This is a genomic window from Tsukamurella serpentis (assembly GCF_054780975.1).
Map to the genome: position 1 here is coordinate 71,584 of NZ_BAAGVH010000008.1, position 16,266 is coordinate 87,849.

Here is a 16,266-nt window from a genome sequence, read left to right on the forward strand (position 1 = left end):
CCCTAACATGTCGGGTGGAAGGAGGGCGACCATGCCGCAGCACGCGACCGACGCGAACCCCACCGCCCCTGCGCCGCCCGTGCCCTCAGAACCCACCGTTTCCGCTGTGCCCTCCGGCGTCACCGCACGGCCCGGCACCGTCGCCACCCTCCGCCGCAACCTCGACGACAACGCCCTCGGCCCGGTCCGAACCCTGGGGCGCACCGTCGAACTGGTCCTGAACTCGACCGTCGCCCTGCTCGCCGACCTGCTGCGCGGGCGGGCGCAGATCCGTGAGGTGATCACCCAGTCCTGGTTCCTGGTCAGTGTCACCGCTGTCCCCGCCTTCCTGATGGCCGTGCCCTTCGGCGTGATCGTCACCATTCAGGTGGGAAGCATCGTGCAGCAGATCGGAGCGGGCTCACTGATGGGTGCCGCGAGCGGGCTGACGGTGATCCAGCAGGCCGCGCCACTGGCCGCGGGGCTGCTGCTCGGTGGCGCCGGAGCCTCGGCGATCGCCGCCGACCTCGGCTCCCGGACCATCCGCGAGGAGGTCGACGCCATGCGGGTGATGGGCATCGACCCGGTCCGTCGCCTGGTGGTACCCCGGATGCTCGCCGCCGCACTGGTGGCACCGCTGCTGTGCACCTTCATCATCGTCGTCGGTATCGGCGCGGCCTACTACCTGGCGGTGTTCGGGCAGGGTGTCACCGCAGGCAGTTACTGGCTCAGTTTCGGCGCCTACGCCACCACCCGAGACTTCGGTTTCTCGCTGATCAAGTCGGCGATCTTCGGTCTGATCATCGCGGTCATCGGATGCCAGCACGGACTGGAGGCCCGCGGCGGGGCGCGCGGTGTCGCGGACGCGGTCAACACCACGGTGGTGGTCTCCACCGTCGGCATCATCGTGCTGAACTTCGCGCTCACGCAGATCTACACGTCCTACTTCCCGATGCGGGTGGGCTGAGACGTGACCATCACCCGTTACCGGCCCCCCGGCTTCCGGGCCGCCGGCACCGCCTACGACGGTCTGCGCGCCCTGCTCGCGCGACTCGGGCACATGGTCTCGTTCGCGGTCACCGCGATCGCCCTGATCCCGCACGCGCTGCGCTCCTACCCGAAGCAGACCGTCCGCACGGTCACCGATCTCACCTGGGGGCGCGGCGCCGTCATCGTCGGCGGCGGCACCTCGCTGATGATGGTGGTGCTCGGCCTGGCCGTGGGCGGCACCGTTGCCGTCCAGGCGTTCGCCACCCTGGACCTCCTCGGCATGGGCCCGCTGACCGGTGTGATCGCGGCACTGGCCAACACCCGCGAGTTCGCGCCCATCCTGGCCGCGGCGGGCTTCGCGGTGCAGGCCGGCTGCCGGATGACCGCGGAGATCGGCGCGATGCGCATCACCGAGGAGATCGACGCCCTCGAAGCGCTCGGACTGCGGGCCATCTCCTTCGTGGTGAGCACACGCATCATCGCCGGTGTCATCGCGATCGTCCCGGTCTTCCTGATCGCGATCATCGTGAGCTTCTTCGCCTCGAGCACCATCGTCGCGCTGTCCCAGAGCGACGCCGCGGGCACCTACGAGCACTACTTCCGGCAGTTCCTCACCCCGTCCGACCTGATCGCGTCGATCGGGAAGGTGGTCGTCTTCCTGGCCGCGGTGATCCTGATCCACTGCTACCAGGGGTTCTTCGCCTCGGGCGGGCCGGAGGGCGTCGGCGTGGCCTCCGGGCGTGCGGTCCGCGCCTCGATGGTGGCCATCGTCGTCCTCGACATGCTGCTCACCATCGCGATCTGGGGAGTCAACAGCGAGTTGGTGTTCCGGGGGTGAAGCGGTGACGCAGAACTGGATCACCCCGGTCCCCGGGATGACGACCACGGGCCCGCTCCTGGTGCGCCGGGGCCTGGCCACGCTGGTGGCACTCGCGCTCGCCGTGGCCGGTTTCGCCGTCGCCGGTGCGCTCTGGGCCACCGCCGACAAGTCCCTGACCCTGGTGGTCCGGTCGATCGCGCCGGGAGTCGTCCCGGGCACCGCGGTCCAGATGGACGGGCTGCGGATCGGTCGGGTCACCGCGATCACCGACCGCGGCTCCGGCAGGCTCGGTGTCGCCATGGCGCTCAACGGCACCGCCGACGAACTGGTCACCGATTCGGTCGCGGTCGCGTTCACCCCGGGCAACACCTTCGGCATCACCGTGGTCGCCCTGACTCCGTCGAGTTCGGGCCGGGCACTGGCCGACGGCGCCTCCTTCGAGCCGCGCTCCACCCCGGAGGACGGCACCATGTCGACGCTGCTGCGTTCACTGAGTTCACTCGAACGCGAGGGGCTGCGCCCGCACATGTCGCAGCTGCTGGCCCAGGCCGATACCACCACCCGACTGTTCCTGCCGCTCATCGGTGCTGTCGGCGCCGTCGCCGAGGCCAATGCCGACACCCAGCGGGTGCCCACCGCGCAGACCCTGCCCACCATCGCCGCCACCCTCGGCGCACTCGATCGCACCACCACCAAGGTGCTGCCCGGTCTGCAGACGCTGTGGGAGTGGAAGGGGCCCGACGTCCCGGGCTACCCGAAGGCCCAGACCGCGACCATCGACCGTCTGGTCACCACCACACTGCCGGTCGTGGCGAGCCTGCTCGGTGCACCGAACACGACCGCACTGACCGAGGTCCTGATTCCGGTGCGAGAGCTCGCGAACCGGACCGTGGCCTCCATGCCGGACGCCGCCCGCAACGGCCGACAGCTCGAAGAACTGATCGAGAGGGTTCGACGGTCCATGCCCGACAACGGATCCGGTCCGGTACTGAATCTGGACGTGACCTTCCAGCAGTTCCCCGCGATCACCTCGGCGCTGCCGCCGCTGCCGGAGCTCAGCGTCACCCCTCCCGGGGGGCGGTAGTCGTGCGGAGCACTCGTCACCCCGGCATCCTGCTGCTGATCTTCGTGGTACTGGTGGCGATCGGCGGGGCGTTCACCCTCCGTGCGCTCACCCGGCCGGCGACCGCGGCGCAGTCGCCGTACACCGCCGTGTTCACCAACGCTTCGGGCCTGCGGCCGGGCGACGACGTCCGCCTGCTCGGGGTGCAGGTGGGCAAGGTCGAATCGGTGACCCTGGCTCAGGACGACGGTGCCCTCGCCACGCTGGCCCGGGTGGGGTTCACCGTCGACCGCGCGCAGCGACTGACCACGGCGAGCACGCTGTCGATCCGCTTCCAGAACCTCACCGGCCTGAGGTACCTCGACCTGTCACCGTCGGATGCCACGGCCGCCCCGATCGGCCCGGACACCACCATCGGTACCGACCGGACGGTGCCCTCGTTCGATGTCACGTCCATCTTCAACGGACTGCAACCGGTGCTCGCGGCGATGTCCCCCGGACAGATCAACCACCTCGTGCGGTCCATCGCCGCAGTGGTGGAGGGCGACGGCTCCGGCTTCGGTCCACTGATGGACGCCCTGGACACGCTGAGCCGCTTCACCGACGACCGCTCCGAACTGCTGCAGACGCTGGTGCGCAATCTCGACGCCATGAACCGGACGCTCGGCGGCAGATCCACCACCCTGCCGACAGTGATCGGCTACCTCACCAGTACCGCCCAGGTACTGCGCAATGCCGCACCCTCGGTCACCGTGCTCTCGGACCAGGGCGCCGAACTGATGGCCGCAGCCGACTCGCTGCTGCGCGGCGCGGGCCTGCACACCACGGGCAGTACCTGGCTGGAGCTGGCCCGGCCCGAGTTGCCGCGCCTGCAGAGCCTGGTCGACCTCGCCGCGCTGCTACCCGGGCTGTTCGCCGCACTCACCCAACAGCGCCTGCCCCCACCGGGCGGTTCCACCGGTTGCACCCGCGGCGAGGCGAGCCTGCCGGCGAACATCCAGATCTTCCTCCGCGGATCGAAGGTGACGCTGTGCCGCAGGTAATGTCGGTTCCGGTGAGAGTACTGCGCGACGGGCACGGTCTCGCGGTCCGACTCGTCTCCGGTATCGAGGAGTTCTGGGCCGTACCCGGTTCCCGGTCGCGGCAACTGCTGTTCGGCGTGATCGGGATCGTGGTGACCCTTGCCGTACTGATCGCCAGTTCAGTGCTCGCGATCCGTCCGATCGGGACCACCACGATCAGCGCGGACTTCCCCGAGGCGGGCATGGTGCGCTCCGGTGACGACGTCCGCGTGGCCGGCGTCTCGGTGGGATCGGTACGCAGCGTAGGACTCGACGGTGACCGCGTGAAGGTCCAGTTGCAGGTCCGGCGATCGGTGCACATCGGGGACCAGTCACGGGTCGCGGTGAAGATGCTCACCGGTGTCGGCGGCTACTTCGTGGACATCGATTCGATCGGCCGCGAGCCGCTGGGCGCGAAGGTGATTCCGCCGGCGCGGGTCCGGTTGCCGTACAGCCTGGTCCAGACCTTCCAACAGGCCGAGCCGAAGATCCGCGCCATCGACCCCACCCCGTTGCGGGAGACGCTGGCCCAGATCCAACGCTCCACCGGTGGCCGGCCCGGGCAGATGAAGCGACTACTCACCACGATGTCCGGTGTGGTGCAGAGCCTTTCCCGGCAGAAGGATCAGGTGGGCGGGTTCGTACAGACTCTCTCGGAGTACTCCCGAGAGGTCGATCGCAACGGTGACGCGCTGACCGCGATCATGCGGGACCTCAACGTGTACTTCTCCACCGCACGGCTGAACGTGGCCGGATACAAACGGTTCATGGCCGCACTGGATCTGGTGCTTCAGAGACTGCTACCGCCGGCCGGGTTCTACCAGGAGAACCTGGCGTCGATGGAGGCGCAGTTCAACCTCATCACCCAACAGATCGGCGGCCTGCTGGGCAAGTACCAGCAGATGATCGACGACGCAATGGCAATCCTGCGCCGGTTGCAGTCGTCGGTCAAGCCCGACGGCACGATCGTCTTCGACGCCTCGGTGCCCACCATCTCCTCCCAGTACTGCATCCCCATGGAAGGGGCACCGTGCTGATCCACAACCGCATCCTGGGATCGAAATGGCTGGTCACAGCCATCGCGATCGCCGTGGTCTCGGTACTCATCGCCGGCGCCCTGTACCGCGCGCGCACCCCGGACAAGCCGCAGGCCTCCCACTGCGCATTGTTGCCCGACGCGATCGGTCTGTACGTGGGAAACCCGGTCACTCGCCTCGGGGTGCCGATCGGGCGGGTCACCGCGGTCACCCCGCAACCCTCCTCGGCTCGGGTGGAGTTCACCGTCGACGCCGATCAGCCCGTCGTCACCAACACCGGCGCGGTCACCGTCGCAGCCTCGCTGATCGCCTCTCGCCAGCTGGCCCTGATCGACCCCAAGAGCGCCGGGCCCGCGCTGGGCCCCGGGGCCTGTCTCACCGACACCCGGACCCCGCAGTCGCTGAGCCGGAGCCTGTCCACGATCGGTGATCTCGCCACCCGGATCACCGTCGACGGTGGCCCGAAGCAGGCCGCCCAGGTCGAGCAGTCGGTGAAGTCACTGGCCACCGCCACCAAGGGCACCGGTCCGGACATAGGAGGTGTCATCGACGGGCTCGCCGCGCTGCTCGACGATCCCGGTCCGGGTATCGGTGACGTGGGCCGGACCATCGACTCGGTCTCGTCCCTGACCGGTGGTATGACCTCCAACTGGGACCCGCTCAAGCGACTGCTGACCAACACCCCGGGCGGACTGGCCGGGGCGATCACGCCGACGGCCCGGACCACCGAGACGCTGGCGAACGCGCTGATCCCGATCGGACAGATGCTCCGGGACCTGATCTCGCACTATGGGCACAACCTGTGGCCGGTCCTGGACACCGTGATCCCGGTCTCGCGCCTGGTGAGCGCCGGGGTCAGGAACTGGGGCGATCTGCTGGGCTTCCTGCCGCCGCTCATCGACGCCTTCAACGTCTCGTTCGATCAGCGCACGCTCGGCCTGAAGATCGGGTACACCCCGCCGCCGACCACGATGGTGGCGCGGAACCCGGATCTGACCTGCGCGAACGTGAACCGGATCGCACCGGGCCAGTGCCGGGTGGTCGATCCCGGTCGCATCGAAGTGGATCTGATCTCGGCGGTGCTCCGTGGAACGGGGGCGGCGCGATGAACGCGAATCCGCTGCGCGGGCGCTCGGCCCGCATCCTGATCGTGATCGGCGTACTGCTCCTCGCGGTCGTGGGGGTGCGCGGTGCGAGCCCGGCGACTCTGCCCGCACCGGCCTCCTTCGCCTCCGGTTGGCAATTGCGAGTGGAGTTCGCGAACGCACTGAACCTGCCGGACCAGGCGCAGGTACGGCTGGACGGACGCATCGTCGGCACCCTCGATTCGGTCCGTCTCGACGCCGACCGGGCAGTGGCCACGGTGACTGTCACCGAGCCGGCCACCATCGCGGCGGACACCACCGCCGAACTGCGGCAGGACACCCTGCTCGGTGACGTGTACATCGCGCTGACCAGCGCGCCCACCTCCACGAGGGGCCCACTGCGCGACGGCGGTGTGATCCCGCTGTCGCAGACCCGGCCACCGGATCAGATCGAGGACCTGATGGTCAGCCTGTCCGGGTTCCTGGGCAGCGGCGGTGTCGCACAACTGGGCAACACCGTCAATCGGATCGACGCCGCCTTCCCCGACGATCCCGCGCGCACGCGCACGATCACCGACAACCTCTCGACCACCGTGCTGGCGTGGGCGAACGACACCAGATCGCTCAACGACGCACTGCGCTCGGTGGTCGGTGTAACCGATGCGGTAGTGGCACAACGTGAGCTGATCGGCGCGTACCTCTCGCCCGCCGGATTGAAGCGCTGGGCGGTGATCAACGAGACCTCCCGCGTGAGTGAGGTCTTCGCCGGACTGGCCCCGGTGGTCCGCAACGCGGCACCCCTGACCCCCGCCGTACGTGATCTCGCGGCACTGCTGACACAGGTGGTCACGCCACTGCTGCTGCTGGACCGGCCGGTCGGCGCCACCCGCCCGGACAATCTGATCAACCTCCGGAACCTTCTCCGCGACACCATCATCCCCTGGGTCGAGAAGGGCCCGAAGGTCACGATCGCGAAGGTCTCCGACGGGCCGGGGGTGCCCACGGCGGAGAAGGCCGAGCAGGCGGTGCGCGCGATGCGGATGATCGGAGCGGTGAAGTGAGGAAGGAACTGCTGGTCAACGTCGTGACCTTCACCGCGGTCCTGGTGATCGGCCTGTTCATCCTGCTGCACGGATACATGGGCCTGCGGCCCGGCGTGCAGTACACCACTCTGTCGTTGCGGCTACCGCACACCGGCCAGCTCTCCCCCGGGTCGCCGATCCTGCTGCGCGGAGTGCGGATCGGTGGCGTGACCGATGTGCGTCCCTCGGTCGACGGTGTCGAGGTCGGTGTCCGGTACCCGTCGCAGTACCGGATTCCGGTGGACTCTGCACTCGCGGTGGAACAACTCAGTGCACTCAGTGAGCCGTACATCGCAGTCTCGCCGAGAACCTCGGGCGGTCCCGTCTTCACCTCCGGCACTGTGGTTCCCGCTTCGGCGGTGTCCCAGTCACGGTCGATCAGCGATGTCTTCACGGCGCTCGCAGCACTGAACCGGACCGCCGACAGCGGCGCCGTCGCCGACCTGGTGCAGACCGGGTGGCGGGCCACCGCCGGCCGGGAGAGTCAACTGGAGACCCTGGGCAGGGCGGGCGAACTGCTCAGCGCGACGGTCCTGGCCCGAATGCCGGCGATCCGGAAGATGTTCGCCGACACTCAGATCTACTCCGCCGATCTCGCCTGGGCGCCGAACACGCTGGCCGCCGTGGGCACCGAGTTCCGCAGTACGTCCACGGTGGTGCGCGGCGCCGTCGACGCGGTGCTCCGCATGGTCACCACGCTCGATGCGCCCACTCCGTTCATCACCACGATCGATCCGTTCCTGATGCGGCTGAAGCCGTACCTGGACGAACTCCTACCTGCGCTGGCCACCACCGGGGGGCCGTTCATCTCGATCTTCTCCGCACTCAACCGCACCGTCCCACAGATCGACCTGAGCACCCTGCTGAGCAACGCGCTGCAACTCGCCGGACCGGACGGCGCCGCCCGGGTGACCCTCACCCTCCCCCGCCCATGAGACATCGAACGTGAAGGAGGCATGCACCATGGCTGCCGACGACAAGCACGGAAGAACCGCCCCGGACGTCTCCGATGCCGGTAGCGCCGACGCCGGCACCCCGCACCCCGGCACCGAGGACCGGCCCGCCGCTCCGTCCGGGCCGCCCGCCGCGGCCCACGTGGTCAGGACGGTGCTGGTGACGGTACTGGTGGTGGCGGTGCTCGCGCTGTCTGTGCTGCTGTTCCTGCAGCACAGATCGCTGCGCTCCGAGCGTGCCGCCGACGCCGACCGCGCCAGGGCCGAGCAGATCGCGGCGGACTACGCGGTGAAGGCCGCCACCATGGACTACCGGGACCTGACCCCGTGGCTCAACGCGATGAAGACCGGTGTGACCCCGGAACTGGGGAAGAAGTTCGACGCGATCGCCGACACCATGCGGGAGGTGCTGCCCCCGCTGCGGATGACCACCACCGGCAAGGCCCTGTTCGGGAAGGTCACCTCGGAGGTCAACGGGATCTACACGGTGAAGGTGGCGGTGGACGTCTCCTCGCAGAACGTACAGGCCCCGCAGGGCACGGTGAGCACCACCGCGTACGGGGTGACCCTGGATCGTGGGCGGGATTGGATCATCACCGAGGTGGGCGATTCGGCGAATCCGAATGCGGTACTCGGCGGTCTGGGCGGCGCTCCCGCACCGCCGTCGAGCTCACCCGCACCCGGCGCCGTCGTACCGCCGACGGTGCCCGAACTGCCTCCGCCGCCGGCGCTCCCGAACTGACCCACACACCGCACTGAGCTAGGACGATCCATGCTCCGACGATTCCTCGACTACGAGATGAAGGTCTCCGAGTTCATCGGGTTCTTCATCCTGATCGGTATCCCGTACCTGCTGATCGGGGTGGTGTGGTCGGCTACCCACACCGATCATCTCGGTGCACTCGACCCCACGGAACGATTCGTCTCGTTCCTGGGCGCGATCGTGTGCTGGCCCGTCCTGATCTTCACGAATGTGACGATGCGGTGATGGCCCTGGTGTGGATCATCGATCTGGTGGTCCAATACGTCAAGATACTCGTTGGGCGACAAACTGTTCCGGCAGCGGTGCGAGTCGTCGCCTGGCTCGCGCTGATCGGGATGGTCATCGCTGCGATCACGGCGGTCGTCCTCGGCCTGAGGCTGCTCTACGACCAGCTCGCCACGATCGAACCGCCCAAGGAGACACCATGACCCTCACCGTGGAGAACATCCGGATCCCGGTCCCGGGCACGCACAGCCGCACCGCCCGTCGCGAGCCGGCGGTGACCGACGCGCTGGACTTCTGGTCGTTCGGCGGAGCCGCCGCCAATGTCGCCATGCAGATGATGAATCCCGGTGTGGGGCACGGCGTGGTGGAGCCGACGGTGCATTCCGGCTCATTGATGCACCGGCCGTGGAAGCGGGCGCGGACCACCACGCAGTACCTCGCTGTCGCGATCCTGGGAAACGACGCGGAGGTGGAAGCGTTCCGAGAAGCGGTGAACGCGGCGCATCGGCGGGTCCGGTCCGGACCGGATTCGGCGGTGCGGTACAACGCCTTCGACCGCGACCTGCAATTGTGGGTCGCTGCGTGCCTGTACATCGGTTTCGAGGACTCGTACCAGCTGCTCCACGGACGCCTTCCGGATCGGCATCGGGAGAGCTTCTACCAGTCGGCGTCGGTCCTGGCGACCTCACTGCAGGTGCCACGCCGGATGTGGCCCGCCACGCGGGACGAGTTCGACGAGTACTGGGTGGGCGCGTGTGCCCGGACGCGGCTCGACGAGCCGGTGGCCGCGTACCTCGATGATCTGCTGCATCTGCGGATGATCAACCGTCCCACGCGGTTCGTCTTCGGAGGCGTGCTTCGGTTCTTGACCATCGGTTTCCTCGCGCCACACTTCCGTGAGCAGTTGGGCGTGGCCTGGACGGCCTCCGATCAGCGGCGGTTCGAGAATCTGTTCTCGTTCCTCGGCTTCGTCAACCGGTTCATCCCGCGGTTCCTGCGCTTCGGCGGCAGCTATGCGCTGATGACGGATCTGCGGCACCGGATGAAGGCCGGCAAGCCGATTCTCTGACCGCGTCTCCGGGCCGACGGTTCGGGTTCGAGTGGTTCAGTTTCCGGGTCCGGAGAACAGCACCGCGCAGACCATCGCGTACAGCTGCGCCTGGAACGCCGGATCCGGGTCGAAGCGGCGGGTACGGCCGACGTCGAAGACCACCGCGAACGCGGCGTGCACCAGGAAGGTGGCCTCGGCGGCGCTGAGCTCGGGATGCACCGCGCCGACGGCGTCGGCGAAGGCCGCGACGTTGGCACGCTGCATACTCGCCAACCGGCTGCGGTCGGCGTCGGGGACGTTGCCGATCTCCCGGAAGTACACCGTCATCAGTTTCGAAGCGCGGAAGGACAGGTGCACGTACGACTGCGCCAGGGCCGCGAGCCGGGCCACCGGCTCGGGGTGCGCGGCGGCGACCTCGTCGATCATCCGGGCGGTGGCCTCGGCGGCACGGTCCAATGCTCCGACCAGGATTCCGGCCTTGTTCGGGAAGTAGCGGTACATGCCCGAGGGCACGATGCCCGCGGCGCGTCCGATCTGGCCCATGCTCACGTTGTGGAAGCCGTGCTCGAAGATCTGGCCGATCGCTTCGTCGAGCACCTGAGCCTGCCGGCCACCGTCGAGCTCCTGCTGGCCGCCCGGGTCCGCCCGGTAGGGCACTACCGGTTCGGGGAGCGCGAGCACGGCCCGAGCGGCACCGGCCAGGGCGGCCTCGGCCCGCTTCTGCGCGAGCACCGTGCGGTGAGCGGTGACGCTGCCGGTGACGCTGACCGCGCCGACGCACCGCAGTTCGACCTCGGCGCGATCGACCCCGGGCAGCATCTCCTGAGCCGATTCTGCGAACGTGCCCACCATCTCGGTGAGCTGATTCCGGATACGGGCGCGGTCCTCGCGCTCCAGCAGGCGCTGCTCCCAGCGGAACAGCCCGCCGGTGTTGCGCCGCTCGAAGGCGACGGCGAGGGCGGCGCCGATGATCGCATCGGCCCGCTCGGGGGCGGGCCGGCCCGCGGTGCGCTCGGCGGCCTCGTCGACGGACGCGGTCAGCGCGTCCGAGGCGGTGGTGATGGCGTGTTCGAGTAGCGCGTACTTGTTGGGGAAGTGCCGGTACACCGCGGGGCCACTGATATCCAGGCTCGCCGCGATCTCCTCGATGCCGACACCGTGGTACCCGCGCCGGGAGAAGTCCTCGGCGGCCACTCGCGCGATCTGCTCGCGCCGATCCTTCGGCCGCTTCCGCTTCGCCTGCGTCACCTACCACTCCTTCTCGCTCCGCATCGAGACTACTCGCTGACGCATGCCCGATCGCGGTGTACCGTCGAGCCTACTAAGTAAACGAACATTCACATACCGTTTCGGTAAGGAACTTCACCGGAGGAACCGGCATGACCCGCAGCGCAACACCTGTCACCGATGCACACGTCCGGTCACAACCGAAGCCGCACACCGACCCGGTGGCTGCCGGCTACCGGATCGCGATCACGGCGGCGCAGCGGCCCGCCGAGACGCTCACGGTGTTCGCGGATTCGATGGACGCGCCCTCCGCGGTGGCGGGGCCCGCGAACGTGGTGATGCAGTTGCTCAACACACCGGTGGCCTACGGGGTGATGGAGTCCCGGGTGGAATCCGGTGCGCTGTACCGTCACCCGGTCAAGCGCACCCGGACCACGTTCACCTACCTGGCGGTTGCCGTGCTCGGCGACGCCGAGGACAGGCGTCGCTACCGGGAAGCGGTCGACGGCGCGCACCGCCAGGTGCAGTCGACGGCGACGAGCCCGGTGAAGTACAACGGTATGGACCGCGAACTGCAATTGTGGGTCGCGATGTGCCTGTATGTCGGATTCGAGGACACCCACCAATTGCTGCGCGGGCGGATGAGCCCGGAGCAGCGTGCGCTGTTCTACCGCGATTCGGCGCCGCTGGGCACCACCCTGCAGGTGCACCCGGACATGTGGCCGGCCACTCCGGCCGAGTTCGACGCCCGGTGGATCGAACTCTGCGAACGGAAAGTGCAGCCCACCAGCGAGACCCGCGACTACCTCCGGCAACTGGTGGACCTCACCTTCGTCGGCGCGGTGCCGCGTCCGCTGCGCGGCTTCTCCCGCTTCCAGACGGCGGGTTTCCTGGCGCCCCGGTTCCGCGAGGCGATGCAGATCGAGTGGACCGCACGCGACCAGCGCCGGTTCGATCGGTTCTGGCAGGCGGTGGCCGCGGCCGACCGGCTGGTACCGCCGGCGCTGCGACGCCTTCCCTATCGCCTGCTGCTGGCCGACACCCGGTTGCGTGCGAGATTCGGGCGCCCGTTGATCTGACGCCCGACCGCGCTGCGGCGGCTCAGCCGAAGTCCTTGCGCAACACGGGTTTGGTGACCTTGCCCGCGGGATTGCGCGGCAGGGCCGGCACCACGACCAGATCGCGCGGGTGCTTGTAGCGGGCGATCCGATCGGTGAGGAACTCGGAGAGCGCGTCCACCGTCAGCGGCTCGGCCCCCTCGCCCAGTTGCACCACGGCCACCACCGCCTCTCCCCAGGTCTCGTCGGGCCTGCCGATCACCGCCACCTCGACCACCGACGGGTGCGCGGCGACGGCGTTCTCCACCTCCACCGAGTAGATGTTCTCGCCGCCGGAGATGATCATGTCCTTGGCCCGGTCGACGATGTAGACGAAGCCCTCCTCGTCCATCCGCACCAGGTCGCCGGAGTGGAACCAGCCACCGTCGAAGGCGGCGCGGGTGGCATCGAGGTTGTTCCAGTAACCCGCCATCAGATTCGGCCCGCGGTAGACGATCTCTCCGACCTCGCCGCGGGGCACGTCGCGGCCCTCCGGGTCGACCACCCGGGCGGCGACGGTGCGTACCACCCTGCCGACCGAGCCGAGTTTGCGCAGCGTGTCGTCACCGGCCAGCGCGCAGGTCACCGGCGACATCTCGGTCTGGCCGAAGACGGCGCAGATGGTCGCCTCGGGGAAGGTCTGCACCAGAGCGCGCAGGAGGGTCTCGCTCGCGGGGGCGGCGCCCCACCAGACGTACCGCAGCCTGAGCCGGCGGGGACGGGCCTGCTGTTCGGCCACCGCGAGTTGCCACTGCATGGGCACCATGAACATGGTGGTGATGCCCTCGCGTTCGAGCGCGTCCAGGGTCTGAGCGGCGTCGAAAGCGCCGAGCGGGAAGATCACCGAGGTGGTGCCGGCGATGAACGCCGAGGACAGCACCCCGAAACCGGCGATGTGGAACAGCGGGACCGCGACCGCACCCACCGCCTCGGTGTCCACCGATCCGGGGGCGATCAGGTTGTTGAAGCCCTGGGCCGTCATGTTCACGTGGGTGAGTACCGCGCCCTTGGGCCGGCCGGTGGTCCCCGAGGTGTACATGATGAGTGCCGGCGAGTCCTCCGGGACGTCGACCACCGGCGCGGTACGGCCCTCGGACATCAGGTCCTCGTACCCGAGTGCGCCGGAGGCCTCGTCGGCACCGTCGAACCGGATGCGCAGGCCGAACCCTGCTCCGGCGGCGGCGCCCGCGGCGATCAGCGGATCGAAGGGCGCCTCGTAGACGACGGCGCTGGCGGCGGTGTCCTGGGCCAGGAAGGCGACCTCGGGCGGAGCCATCCGGAAGTTGACCGGAACCGCGATGCCGCCGAGCGCTGTGACTGCGAGAACCGCTTCGACGTATTCGAGGCGATTGAGTCCCAGCACCAGGACGCGATCGCCGAATCCGATTCCGCGGTGCGCCAACGCCCCGGCGAGAGTGCTCACCCGGTCCGCGAGTCCCGCCCAGGTGAGGGTGGAGTCCTGATACTTCAGCGCCGGCTGATCGCCGCGCATGACGGCGTGGTTGCGCACATGGTTGTTCCAGGTGTTGCGCTGGGAGCTGCGCGGCTCCTCGGTGCGGGGGTACCAGGCGATGTTCTCTTCTCGAGTCATGTATGCGATTGTGTTGTAGAACATGTTCTCCTTGGGTCGAATCGCTGAAAGTTAGAGAATAGTGATTCACTTGTGATAATCCGGAGAGACGCACACCATGGAAGGAAGACAGTGTCCGACGCATACATCTACGAGGCCATCCGCACGCCGCGCGGTAAGCAGCGCGGCGGCTCGCTGCACGCCACCAAGCCGGTCGACCTGGTGGTCGGCCTGATCGACGAGGTCAAGAACAGATTCCCGAGCCTCGATCCGGCGGATGTGGACGACATCGTGCTCGGCGTCGTCACCCCGATCGGCGATCAGGGAGGCGTGATTCCGCGCGCGGCGGCCATGGTCGCCGGATTGCCGGACACCGTCGCCGGTGTGCAGCTCAACCGGTTCTGCGGTTCCGGTCTGGAGGCCACAAACACCGCGGCGCAGAAGGTCCGTTCAGGATGGGACCAGCTGGTGCTCGCCGGTGGTGTGGAGTCGATGTCGCGAGTGCCCATGGGCTCGGACGGCGGCGCCATGTTCCAGGACATCACCACCAACTACGACACCTACTTCGTCCCGCAGGGCATCGGTGCCGATCTGATCGCCACCATCGAGGGCTTCACCCGCGACGATGTCGACGCCTTCGCCGCGCAATCACAGGCCAATGCCGCGCAGGCCTGGGACGAGGGACGCTTCGCCAAGTCCGTGGTACCGGTCAAGGACATCAACGGCCTGACGGTGCTCGACAACGACGAGCACCGTCGCCCCGGCACCACCGCGGAGAGCCTCGGCAAGCTCAAGCCCGCGTTCGAGGGGATCGGCGCCATGGGCGGCTTCGACGCGGTGGCCCTGCAGAAGTACTACACGGTGGAGAAGATCAACCACGTGCACACCGGCGGCAACAGCTCCGGCATCGTCGACGGTGCAGCGCTGCTGCTGATCGGCAACGAGGCCGGTGGCAAGAAGGCGGGCCTGACCCCGCGCGGCCGGATCGTCTCGACCGCCGTCACCGGCTCCGATCCGACGATCATGCTCACCGGACCCACCCCGGCCACCGAGAAGGCCCTCGCCCTGGCCGGACTGACCCCCGCGGACATCGACGTCTGGGAGCTCAACGAGGCCTTCGCGTCGGTGGTGCTGAAGTGGATGAAGGATTTCAAGCTCGACCGTGAGCAGGTCAACGTCAACGGCGGTGCGATCGCGCTCGGTCACCCGCTGGGTGCGACCGGCGCCATGCTGGTGGGCACCGTGCTCGACGAGCTCGAGCGCACCGGTGGCCGCTACGGCCTGATCACCCTCTGCATCGGCGGCGGCATGGGTATCGCCACCATCATCGAGCGCCTCTGACCGGCCGAAAAGACTACGGAGACAACACGACATGGCTGAGAACATGATCCGCTGGGAGCAGGACGCCGACGGCATCGTCGTACTGACGATGGACGATCCCACCAGCTCCGCAAACACCATGAACGACCTGTACCGGACCTCGATGGACGCCACCGTCGACCGTCTGGAGGCGGAGAAGGACTCCATCACCGGCGTGGTCCTCACGTCGGCGAAGAAGACCTTCTTCGCGGGCGGAAACCTGAACCTGATCCGCCAGGCCACTCCCGAGCAGGCGCAGCAGGTCTTCGACAACGGCGTGGCCCTCAAGGGCACTCTGCGCCGGTTGGAGACCTTCGGCAAGCCGGTGGTGGCCGCGATCAACGGTGCCGCACTCGGTGGTGGCCTGGAGATCGCGCTCGCCACCCACCACCGGATCGCGGCGGACGCTCGGGGCTCGCAGATCGGTCTGCCCGAGGTGACTCTGGGCCTGCTCCCGGGCGGCGGCGGGATCATCCGCACCGTCCGGTTGCTGGGGCTGCAGGGCGCACTGATGGGTGTGCTGCTGCAGGGTCCGCGGATGAAGCCCACCAAGGCGAAGGAGGTGGGCCTGGTCCACGAGGTCGTCGACACCGTCGAGGAGCTGATCCCGGCCGCGAAGGCCTGGATCACCGCGAACCCCGAGGGCGGCGTGCAGCCCTGGGACGTCAAGGGTTACAAGATCCCCGGCGGCGCTCCGAATTCCCCCGCCGTCGCCGCGAACCTGCCGGCGTTCCCGGCGAACCTGCGTAAACAGCTCAAGGGCGCACCGATGCCGGCGCCGCGCGCCATCATGGCCGCGGCAGTCGAAGGGGCACTGGTGGACTTCGACACGGCGAGTGTGATCGAGTCCCGGTACTTCACCAAGCTGGCCACCGGTCAGGTGTCGAAGAACATGATCAAGGCG

Annotated in this window: 17 protein-coding genes; 15 read left to right on the forward strand and 2 right to left on the reverse strand. The window is 68.5% G+C overall.

The annotated features are described in order from the left end of the window. The first annotated feature begins 31 nt into the window (after positions 1 to 31). The 12 genes from ACYVHG_RS14890 to ACYVHG_RS14945 are packed head-to-tail and all read left to right on the forward strand — an operon-like array spanning position 32 to position 10,127. Positions 32 to 946, forward strand: a complete 915-nt coding sequence (locus ACYVHG_RS14890; protein WP_461168255.1) for an ABC transporter permease — start codon at positions 32 to 34, stop codon at positions 944 to 946. Between the two features lie 3 nt (positions 947 to 949). Continuing rightward, positions 950 to 1,807 (forward strand): MlaE family ABC transporter permease, encoded by an 858-nt coding sequence (locus ACYVHG_RS14895; RefSeq protein WP_461168256.1) that lies wholly within the window; start codon positions 950 to 952, stop codon positions 1,805 to 1,807. Between the two features lie 4 nt (positions 1,808 to 1,811). Beyond that, positions 1,812 to 2,873, forward strand: a complete 1,062-nt coding sequence (locus tag ACYVHG_RS14900) for an MlaD family protein (protein WP_461168257.1) — start codon at positions 1,812 to 1,814, stop codon at positions 2,871 to 2,873. Between the two features lie 2 nt (positions 2,874 to 2,875). Then, the gene (locus tag ACYVHG_RS14905; RefSeq protein WP_461168258.1) at positions 2,876 to 3,895 is read left to right on the forward strand and encodes an MlaD family protein; all 1,020 of its coding nucleotides are present in this window, start codon (positions 2,876 to 2,878) and stop codon (positions 3,893 to 3,895) included. An 11-nt stretch (positions 3,896 to 3,906) separates the two neighbouring features. Continuing rightward, positions 3,907 to 4,950, forward strand: a complete 1,044-nt coding sequence (locus ACYVHG_RS14910) for an MlaD family protein (protein ID WP_461168259.1) — start codon at positions 3,907 to 3,909, stop codon at positions 4,948 to 4,950. Next, positions 4,944 to 6,059 carry an MlaD family protein gene (locus tag ACYVHG_RS14915; RefSeq protein ID WP_461168260.1) on the forward strand — a complete coding sequence of 372 codons (1,116 nt, stop codon included), beginning with the start codon at positions 4,944 to 4,946 and terminating at the stop codon, positions 6,057 to 6,059. Before ACYVHG_RS14910 ends, ACYVHG_RS14915 begins: the two co-directional genes overlap by 7 nt. Continuing rightward, positions 6,056 to 7,096, forward strand: a complete 1,041-nt coding sequence (locus ACYVHG_RS14920) for an MlaD family protein (RefSeq protein ID WP_461168261.1) — start codon at positions 6,056 to 6,058, stop codon at positions 7,094 to 7,096. Before ACYVHG_RS14915 ends, ACYVHG_RS14920 begins: the two co-directional genes overlap by 4 nt. Then, a complete protein-coding gene (locus ACYVHG_RS14925; protein WP_461168262.1) occupies positions 7,093 to 8,052 on the forward strand; it encodes an MlaD family protein in 960 nt (319 codons plus the stop codon). The genes ACYVHG_RS14920 and ACYVHG_RS14925 overlap by 4 nt, the downstream gene beginning before the upstream one ends. Before the next feature lie 28 nt (positions 8,053 to 8,080). Next, positions 8,081 to 8,812, forward strand: coding sequence for a hypothetical protein (locus ACYVHG_RS14930; RefSeq protein ID WP_461168263.1), 732 nt, complete (start codon positions 8,081 to 8,083; stop codon positions 8,810 to 8,812). A 30-nt stretch (positions 8,813 to 8,842) separates the two neighbouring features. Beyond that, positions 8,843 to 9,058, forward strand: a complete 216-nt coding sequence (locus ACYVHG_RS14935) for a hypothetical protein (protein WP_461168264.1) — start codon at positions 8,843 to 8,845, stop codon at positions 9,056 to 9,058. Beyond that, entirely contained in the window at positions 9,058 to 9,261 is a 204-nt protein-coding gene (locus ACYVHG_RS14940) for a hypothetical protein (protein ID WP_461168265.1), read from the forward strand. Before ACYVHG_RS14935 ends, ACYVHG_RS14940 begins: the two co-directional genes overlap by 1 nt. After that, positions 9,258 to 10,127 carry an oxygenase MpaB family protein gene (locus ACYVHG_RS14945; RefSeq protein WP_461168266.1) on the forward strand — a complete coding sequence of 290 codons (870 nt, stop codon included), beginning with the start codon at positions 9,258 to 9,260 and terminating at the stop codon, positions 10,125 to 10,127. Before ACYVHG_RS14940 ends, ACYVHG_RS14945 begins: the two co-directional genes overlap by 4 nt. A 36-nt stretch (positions 10,128 to 10,163) precedes the next feature. Here ACYVHG_RS14945 and ACYVHG_RS14950 read toward each other — a convergent pair whose 3' ends face one another. Beyond that, the gene (locus tag ACYVHG_RS14950) at positions 10,164 to 11,357 is read right to left on the reverse strand and encodes a TetR/AcrR family transcriptional regulator (RefSeq protein WP_461168267.1); all 1,194 of its coding nucleotides are present in this window, start codon (positions 11,355 to 11,357) and stop codon (positions 10,164 to 10,166) included. A 131-nt stretch (positions 11,358 to 11,488) separates the two neighbouring features. Between ACYVHG_RS14950 and ACYVHG_RS14955 the strand changes: the two genes are divergently transcribed. Beyond that, positions 11,489 to 12,415 carry an oxygenase MpaB family protein gene (locus tag ACYVHG_RS14955; RefSeq protein WP_461168268.1) on the forward strand — a complete coding sequence of 309 codons (927 nt, stop codon included), beginning with the start codon at positions 11,489 to 11,491 and terminating at the stop codon, positions 12,413 to 12,415. Positions 12,416 to 12,437: 22 nt separating this feature from the next. On the opposite strand, the gene ACYVHG_RS14960 is transcribed toward ACYVHG_RS14955, so the two are convergent. Beyond that, complete coding sequence (locus ACYVHG_RS14960) at positions 12,438 to 14,024, reverse strand: AMP-binding protein (RefSeq protein ID WP_461168269.1); 1,587 nt, start codon at positions 14,022 to 14,024, stop codon at positions 12,438 to 12,440. 111 nt (positions 14,025 to 14,135) lie between these two features. Between ACYVHG_RS14960 and ACYVHG_RS14965 the strand changes: the two genes are divergently transcribed. Together ACYVHG_RS14965 and ACYVHG_RS14970 are read left to right on the forward strand one after the other, a co-directional pair. After that, a complete protein-coding gene (locus ACYVHG_RS14965) occupies positions 14,136 to 15,344 on the forward strand; it encodes an acetyl-CoA C-acetyltransferase (protein ID WP_461168270.1) in 1,209 nt (402 codons plus the stop codon). Between the two features lie 31 nt (positions 15,345 to 15,375). After that, the coding region (locus ACYVHG_RS14970; RefSeq protein ID WP_461168271.1) for an enoyl-CoA hydratase/isomerase family protein at positions 15,376 to 16,266 on the forward strand (891 nt) is incomplete at its 3' end.